Annotated in this window: 5 protein-coding genes and 1 tRNA gene; 4 read left to right on the forward strand and 2 right to left on the reverse strand. The window is 69.3% G+C overall.

Annotated features, from left to right (window positions below; all coding sequences use genetic code 11):
* Positions 1 to 6: 6 nt before the first annotated feature.
* Positions 7 to 89 (reverse strand) — tRNA-Gly (locus AB0C46_RS19090).
* Positions 90 to 306: 217 nt separating this feature from the next.
* On the opposite strand from AB0C46_RS19090, the gene AB0C46_RS19095 reads away from it, so the two are divergent.
* The 3 genes from AB0C46_RS19095 to AB0C46_RS19105 all read left to right on the forward strand — a co-directional run bounded on the left by AB0C46_RS19095 (position 307) and on the right by AB0C46_RS19105 (position 4,221).
* Complete coding sequence (locus AB0C46_RS19095; RefSeq protein ID WP_362828975.1) at positions 307 to 540, forward strand: hypothetical protein; 234 nt, start codon at positions 307 to 309, stop codon at positions 538 to 540.
* Between the two features lie 246 nt (positions 541 to 786).
* On the forward strand, positions 787 to 3,240 hold the full coding sequence (locus AB0C46_RS19100; protein WP_362828976.1) for an SdrD B-like domain-containing protein: 2,454 nt from the start codon (positions 787 to 789) through the stop codon (positions 3,238 to 3,240).
* A gap of 300 nt (positions 3,241 to 3,540) precedes the next feature.
* Positions 3,541 to 4,221 (forward strand): hypothetical protein, encoded by a 681-nt coding sequence (locus tag AB0C46_RS19105; protein ID WP_362828992.1) that lies wholly within the window; start codon positions 3,541 to 3,543, stop codon positions 4,219 to 4,221.
* A gap of 7 nt (positions 4,222 to 4,228) precedes the next feature.
* On the opposite strand, the gene AB0C46_RS19110 is transcribed toward AB0C46_RS19105, so the two are convergent.
* The gene (locus AB0C46_RS19110; RefSeq protein WP_362828977.1) at positions 4,229 to 5,569 is read right to left on the reverse strand and encodes a right-handed parallel beta-helix repeat-containing protein; all 1,341 of its coding nucleotides are present in this window, start codon (positions 5,567 to 5,569) and stop codon (positions 4,229 to 4,231) included.
* 89 nt (positions 5,570 to 5,658) lie between these two features.
* On the opposite strand from AB0C46_RS19110, the gene AB0C46_RS19115 reads away from it, so the two are divergent.
* Positions 5,659 to 6,816, forward strand: a complete 1,158-nt coding sequence (locus AB0C46_RS19115; RefSeq protein ID WP_362828978.1) for a Dyp-type peroxidase — start codon at positions 5,659 to 5,661, stop codon at positions 6,814 to 6,816.
* Positions 6,817 to 7,548: the final 732 nt, after the last annotated feature.

The following is a 7,548-nucleotide window of genomic DNA, read 5'->3' on the forward strand; positions in this document are numbered from 1 at the left end:
TCCGTCGGCGCCCCGGCAGGACTCGAACCTGCGGCCAAGTGCTTGGAAGGCACCTGTTCTGTTCCTTGCCACCGAAGGCAGGCGGGCGCGTTGGTGGCGGCGTGCCTTCGTGCACTCAACACGGCCGCACCACCGTGTCACCAGGGGATTGGATCTATCTCCTGGCACAAGGCCCTCGCGTGATGTCCCAGACGCGTCATCGGGGCGTCACGCACTCAACGGGACCGGATTCAGCCACCACCTCGTTATTCGCATATTCTTCCGGTCGCCATTCTCTGGGCGCCTGGGGATTACCAGAGGATCCCCATGGATTCCAGGGTTCTGCTGGTGGCGGCGAGACTCCAGCGCATAGAATATCGCGCGCTGCTCGCGATGGCGGTCGGCGAGGTGGGCGAGGTCGGCGGTGGGGGCGGGGATACCGTGATTGATCTGCGAAAACACTCACTGCAGGGCGGCGCTGCCCGGGGTTCTGAACGCATGTTCGCTTTTTCTGGCCTGTGGCACTTACGGCTCGTCCACAATATCGCTGAAAGATCATGAAAAGGCGGTCCACGCAGTAGCAGTGGGCCGCCCTTTTCCTTTTCCGTGGCGTTCGCGACGGGCTTCCGCTCCTGGGGCCAGGAAGCGGACGTCAGCGAGCAGCGGTCGTTTCGATTTCACGACAAGAGAAGTGTGGAGTGTGATGCCATGAACCGACTCGGCAGAGACTCGCGCCGGTTAGTCCGGAGGCTTGTGGAGCCGCCGGCACGCATCGCGTTATCTGTTCTTTTGCTGGCGGGCGGCGCCGTGGGAGCGACGGCTGGACCGGCCGCCGCTTCGACCGCCGACGGCACGCTGACGGTTGAGGTGCTGCGCGACTTCTTCGGCACCGGCGTGATCAACGCGACGATGGACGTGCCGCAGCGGGGCATGAAGGTGGAGATCTCCGACCCCGCTGGGCACATTGTCACCGGCGTCACGGATGCCACCGGAAAGGTCGTGGTGGCGCAGTCGACCGTGCTGAGCGGCGGCCAGTACCGCGTCGACGTCAGCATCCCGGCACCGTACAGCGGCTATCTGCGGGCGGCGCCTGCGTCGACGGCGGAGAACCACTTCGACAGCTTCACGTCGTTCGTGGATGTGTCGGACGAAAAGAACGCCTCGGTGGTGACGGGGGTGTGGGATCCGGCCGACTACACGCTGCCGGACTCGCGGTACTTCGTGCCGATCCACAACGGCGCCAACGGGAGCGACAACCGGGCGTTGGTGGCGTTCGGGACGAAGACCCGGGGCACGTGTCCCACCGATGTGGCGTGCCCGACCACGCTGGCCACGCAGGACCAGGTGGGCACGACGTTCGGGGTGGCGTACGACAAGCACCGGACCCGGCTGTTCCAGAGCGCGTTCGCCCGCCGGTACGCCCCGTACGGGCCGCAGGGCGGGGGCGCGATCTACACGGTGCCGGTCAACGGCTCGGGTGCGCCGGAGCTGTTCGCGCGGGTGCCGGACGCCGCGGTGACGCGGCACGACACCGCCAACATGATCAAGGATCCCGGGTTCACCGACGCGCCGGGCAAGGAGAGCATCGGTGGCCTGGCCCTGTCGGAGGACGGCTCCACGCTGTACGCGGTGAACCTGCGGACCCGCAGCCTGGTGAGCTTCGACGCGACAGGGGCCACCGCCGCGGCGCCCAAGTCGACGGTCCCGATCCCGGACCCGGGGTGCGCGAGCCCCGACGACTGGCGGCCGTCCGGTCTCCAGATCCACAACAACACGCTGCACGTCGGCGGCGTGTGCAGCGCGGAGAGCACGCAGCAGCGCGCGGACCTGAAAGCCTTCGTCTCCACCTACGACGGCAAGCGGTTCACCACGGTGCTGAGCCACCCGCTCACGGACGAACGCGGCAGCGTCTTCGGTTCCGGCGACAAGGCCACCCACTGGAACCCGTGGAACACCAGCCTGGACACGTGGGACGACCGGAAGGCGGGCAGCGTTTTCATCGATCCGCAGCCGGAGCTGGCCTCCCTCGCCTTCGCCCGCGACGGCTCGATGATCCTGGGTTTCCGTGACCGGTTCATGGACGTGGTCAGTTGGGGAGGGCTGGACCCCCGCCCGGGGAACGACACGGCGGAAAACGGCATGTCCGGTGGTGACATCACCATGGTCTGCGCCACTCCCACCGGTGAATACCAGTGGGAAGGCACCGGGAGCTGCCCCAACCACGCCACCCCCGCCAACAATGGCGGCCAGGCCGCCGGTGTCGTCGAATACTTCCCGGGCGACTTTTACGCCAACGCGCACCAGGAGACCGCGCTGGGGTCGGTGGCCTATATCCCGCAGCAGCAGTGGGTCGTCAGCACGGAGTTCGACCCGGTCGTCAACGTCGCGACCTCAGGGACCGGTTACCACGACATCACGACCGGTCAGGGCCCGGGCAACAACCCGACCGCCAACGGGTTCCAGTTCGTCAGCCAGGCACAAGGCGGGTTCGGCAAGGCCGGCGGGCTCGGTGACATCGCGTACGCGGCGGCGAACGCGCCGATCCAGATCGGCAACGTCGTGTGGTTCGACGGCGACCACAACGGGATCCAGGACCCGGGGCACGTGCTGCTGCCGGGGGCGACGATCAACCTGCTGGACGCGGACGGCAAACAGGTCGCCACGACCAGGACCAATGCCGCCGGCGAGTACTACTTCGGTGGTGTCGGCGCCGCGTACGAGCTCACGCCGGGCGCGAAGTACACGGTGCAGTTCGATGTGTGCACCGCGGACACCAGCCAGGTGCCCGAGCAGCCCCCGGCGAGCGAGCTGAGGTTCACGCTCCCGCGGGCCGGTGCCAACCGTGCGCACGACTCCAATGTGACCCCGCCGACCACCGGACCGTTGTGCAACGGCCACGCGGCTGTCACGGCGCCGGACAAGCCGGGCGGGGTCGATCACACGATCGACGCCGGGGTGTACATCCCGAAGGAAACGCCGACCCCGACCCCGACTCCCACACCGACCCCGACTCCCACACCGACCCCGACACCCACACCGACTCCCACACCGACACCGGCTCCGACGCCGCCCGCGGCCTCCACGCCGCCGTCGCCCGCGCCGTCTGCCAACCATCCGGCCCCGGCCGGTGGAGGCGGGGGTTCGCTGGCGAACACCGGTACGCCCGGGCTGGCGGAGATGATCGGCATCGTCGGTCTGCTGGTGGGTGCGGGCCTGGTCATCGTGTTCGTGACCCGGAATCGTCGCGCCCGGCAACGCTGAACGAACCGCACAACGGTGATCTGCCCGTCCGCGATCCGGACGGCGCGGACGGGCAGATCACCTCTCGGCCGGTCCATGAGGGCCGGCCTTGGCGTGGTCTGCCACCGGACTGCCGAGCGCTGCCGCGAGCCCGCGGCGCCGGACGGTGTGGTGATCGAAAGGATGAATCGGAGAGTGTCAGCGTCGAACCGCGTGCGGAGCGTGAGAATCCGGCAAGCCCCACCGGGTCGTCCGGCTGACCGGCGCCGGTGGCCGCGGTCGCGCCGGGCCGCGGCCGTCATCGGCATCGGGGCCATCGCGGTGGCCGCGTTCCTGGTCGCCGACGGCGGCTCCGGCGCCGGCGGTCCGCGCCCGCTGACGACGGATGAGGCGAGCCGGCTGGCGATCACGCGATTCCGTAACTACCAGACGCAGGGCCGCGCGGTGACGATCACCGTGCCGGGCACGGCCGGCGGGCTGACCGTCACCGGGTCCGTCGACTATCGGCGCAAGGCCGGTTACGGCGTGGTGCACGGCACCGGGCGCGACAAGTCCAGCGACGGGCTGATCCACTGGACGCCCACCTCGGTGCACGTCCGCCCGATGACGGACGCCCCGGCGCAGGCGCCCGCCTCGCCGCCCCGTTCGGGCTGGTACGACCGTCCGCTGCTGTCGTCCGGCAGCGCGCTGGACACCTCCCTGTCCATCGCGCTCGGTCTCGGCGGCGACCGGCCGGACAACGCCGAACTGCTGCCGCAGAACGGCGCTGCTTGGTGGGGGCGGGAGCAGGTGGACGGGCACTGGGGGGACGTCATGACCGGACCGTCCTCCCCTGACCGCTCCGGTACGGCGGGCAACGTGCGCTACTGGATCGGCTCCGACGGCACCATGTACCGGGTCCGCGTCAGCGTGGGTTCGCAGCCGGAGCCGGTAGTCATCGGTTTCGACACCCACAAGTACGTTCCGGTCAAGCCGGTACCCGGAACCACCCCGACCCGTTAGCCGCTGTTCAGGACGTCTGCACCCGCGCGTTCGCGGCGAGCAGGGACGCCGGCGGCAGCTGGATGCCGTCCGTCTTCGGCAGGGCCGGGACGGACGGGACAGCGCTGGCGCCCGCGGTGGCGGCGTCGGGGAACTGCGGCTGCGGAGCAGGCGCCGCGACCTCGGTGAACGGGATGCCACCGGGTACCGTCGGCGCCGCCCACGTGCTGGCCGGCGAGGACGACCCGGCCGGAAGCGGGCAGGCCGCAGTCGTCGCGAGCCGGGCGGGCACGGTGGTGCGCAGATCGTTGCCGCGCAGGCAGTTGCCGCGTCCCCGCGTGGCGGTGGGGAACGTCCAGCCGACGTCGACGCCGTTGCCGGTGAACGTGTTGTCCACGATCTGGTTGCCGACCGGAGGTAGGTCGGCGGTCGCGGTGATCACCAGCCCGGCGTTGCGGTTGCCGGCGATGCGGTTGCGGATGAACCGGTTGTCGCTGCCGCCGTCGATGCCGATGCCGGTGCCCCACCCGCCGTCGGCCTGCTCCGGGGTGGCCGTCTGCTGGTTGGCGGCGATCAGATTGCCCGCGATGACGGAGCCCTTCTGCGGGAGCAGTTTCTCCTGGTGGTCGGAGTTGGTGGTGAGTCCGACCCGGTTGCCGACCAAGCGGTTGCCGACCACGTACATGTCCTCGCTGGCGTTGGTGCCTTCGTAACCGACCGCGTTGAGTTCGGCGACGTTGTCCCGCACCACGATGTTGCAGGGCTTGCACTGGCCGACATAGATCCCCGAGTCGGCGCTGCCCGACGCGTACGAGTGCTCGATGACACCGTTCTGCGCGGAGAACGCGTAGATGCCGTACAGACCGTTGCGGGTCGCGGTCACATACGAGACCAGGAACGACTTCAGGAAGGTGACGGGCTCATCGCCGGTGTCGTAGCCGCCGCCTTGCCCCGGCAGCCCGGCGGCCGCCTTCGCCGAACCGGTGACCAGCACGCCGTTCTGCGTGTTGTTCTCCACGGTCAGGTTCTCCACGGCCACCCCGGGCGCCGCGACGACGACACCGTTCGGCTGCTGCAACCGCCCGTCGATGACGACCTTGTCCCGGGACGCACCGCGAAGAGTGATGCGCGCCGTGCCGATCTTCACCGACTCGTGGTACACGCCCGGTGCGACCAGCACCAGGTCACCGGGCCGGGCCAACGACACCGCATCCGAGATCGTCGGGGCATCGGCAGGCACTCGGATCGTCACCTCTGCACCGGCCGGTCGCCGGCCCTTGCCCGATCCGCCATCGCCGCTGCTGCAGCCGACCACAAGCGCCAGCGTGCCCAGTACCGCCGCCACCACGCGAAGAGCTAATCGAGGCATGATCCCAGTCTGGCATGACGCGCCCAAGTCCAAGCCAGAATCGGGAGGTTGACCGGCACGTACGATGCGGCTGTGGCACTCTGCACACCATGCACCGAGCCGATCACCATCCGTCGCGCCGCAGGTTCCTCGATGTCACCGGCGCCGTGGTGGCCGCCGGTCTGGCCGCCGGGTGCACATCGGACGCCGCCCAGTCAGGCCGGCACGCCCTTACCCCAGCGGCCACGCCGGCGCCGGTTGCGGCGATGGGCCGGTATCAGGCAGGCATCACGCTTCCCCAGCCGGCCCAGGGCAACCTGCTGGCCGTGGTGGCCGACCTCTGCACCGCCGTGGCTCCCGGCCCGCTACTGGCCGAACTCGGCCAGGCCATCCGCACACTGACCACGGGGACCGACCCGCGGCTGCTTGGCTTGCCGCCGGGCGACCTCACCGTGACCGTCGGCGTGGGTCCCCGGCTGGTGCGCACGGCCGGTGCCTCGCTGCCCGGTGCGACCGACCTCCCGCGATTCTCCCGCGAACGGATCGCCCCACGGGCACGCGGCGGAGACCTGCTGCTGCAGATCTGCGCCGGCGACGCACTGCTCTTACCGGTCGTCGCCGCCGCTCTCTTGGACCAGGCCGGCGACCGCATCCGCGAACGCTGGCGGCAGTCCGCACGCCGCGGTACGAACGTGTCCGTCGGCAACGGCCTTACCGCGCCACGAAACCCGCTCGGATTCATCGACGGCATCGTGGGCCCGCACACGACCGCCGAACAACAACGCGACCTGTGGCTGGCCGGGCCCCCGACGGTCGCCGGCGGCACCCTTGCCGTGCTGCGGCGCATGGAACTCGACCTGCCACGGTTCGCCGCCCTGTCCGTAGCCGAGCAGGAAGCAGCCTTCGGGCGGCGCCGGGCCAGCGGCGTCCCCCTCTCCGGCGGCACCGCTGCCTCGGGCCCGGAACTCGGCGCCAAGACACCGGACGGGCGCTATCTCGTCCCCGCGGACGCCCATGTGCGCAGAGCGCACGCCACCGTGGTCGGGGTCGGGCTCATGCTCCGCCGCTCCTACAGCACCGACGAGCCCGCCCCCGGCCTGCTCTTCATCAGCTTCCAGAACGACCTGCGGACCTTCACCGCCACCCTCACCCACATGGACACCTCCGACGCACTGCTGCAGTTCACCACCACAACCGCCAGCGCGACATTCCTGATCCTCCCTGGTTTCGACCGGCAACATCCGCTCGGTTCCCAGCTGTTCGGCTGAGCCGCCGCACCCGTGGCTTCACCTGATCAGACAGCTGACCGGCAGTGGCCCAGACCAGGAGGGAGCCGGGAGCGGGCCCCCGAATGTCACCAAGAGCACCGTGAGGGTCGGGGAAAACGCACAATCCGCCCCGTGCAGTTCCTGCGGTCTGGCTTCGTGGAAGCCCGGCAGGGCACCGCCCACAGCCGTCCCCATGGAGCGTGCCGCAAGTCGTGGTTCGACGTAGTTCCGCGGTCCGGTTCCGGGTGCCCCAGCGCCCAGGTGTTCCGGCAAGCTAGCGGTCCGGCATAGCTCGGATCACCGTGGACGTACCTCCGAGTCGTGCCGCAGTCATAGGATCGTGTAAGTTGTTCGAGTTGCCACGGAGCCGACAGGCCCGACGGCAGCCATCCCGCCGCTTCGCGGCACACCACTACTGCACGGCCCCTCAACGGGAACAATTTCGGCATGCCGAAATTCGGACCGCGACGTGATTATGCGTCAACGAGGAATTCCGCTAACGTAGTGATCACGCCGAAAGGCGCGGCAACGCAAATTGCCGCACCACGGCGGAACCCCCTCCGACGGGCAATCGGAAACGAATTCGGACCGGCAACGGACCGAAACGGATCTGGTAGAGTCGGAAAGGCCGGAAAGCGAAAGCGAAACGGCCGACCCGCTCCAACAGGGCGCCAGAGACGGAAACGGATCTGGTAAGGTTGGAAACGCGAAGAAGCCGAAAGGCGGAAACGC

The sequence above is a fragment of the Streptomyces sp. NPDC048637 genome, from assembly GCF_040650675.1.
In the GTDB taxonomy this organism is placed as follows: Bacteria; Actinomycetota; Actinomycetes; order Streptomycetales; family Streptomycetaceae; genus Streptomyces.

Coding starts and splice junctions, on each gene's coding strand:
- AB0C46_RS19095 (WP_362828975.1), top strand. CDS start 307: ATGGATTCCAGGGTTCTGCTGGTGGCGGCGAGACTCCAGCGCATAGAA.
- AB0C46_RS19115 (WP_362828978.1), top strand. CDS start 5,659: ATGCACCGAGCCGATCACCATCCGTCGCGCCGCAGGTTCCTCGATGTC.
- AB0C46_RS19110 (WP_362828977.1), bottom strand. CDS start 5,569: ATGCCTCGATTAGCTCTTCGCGTGGTGGCGGCGGTACTGGGCACGCTG.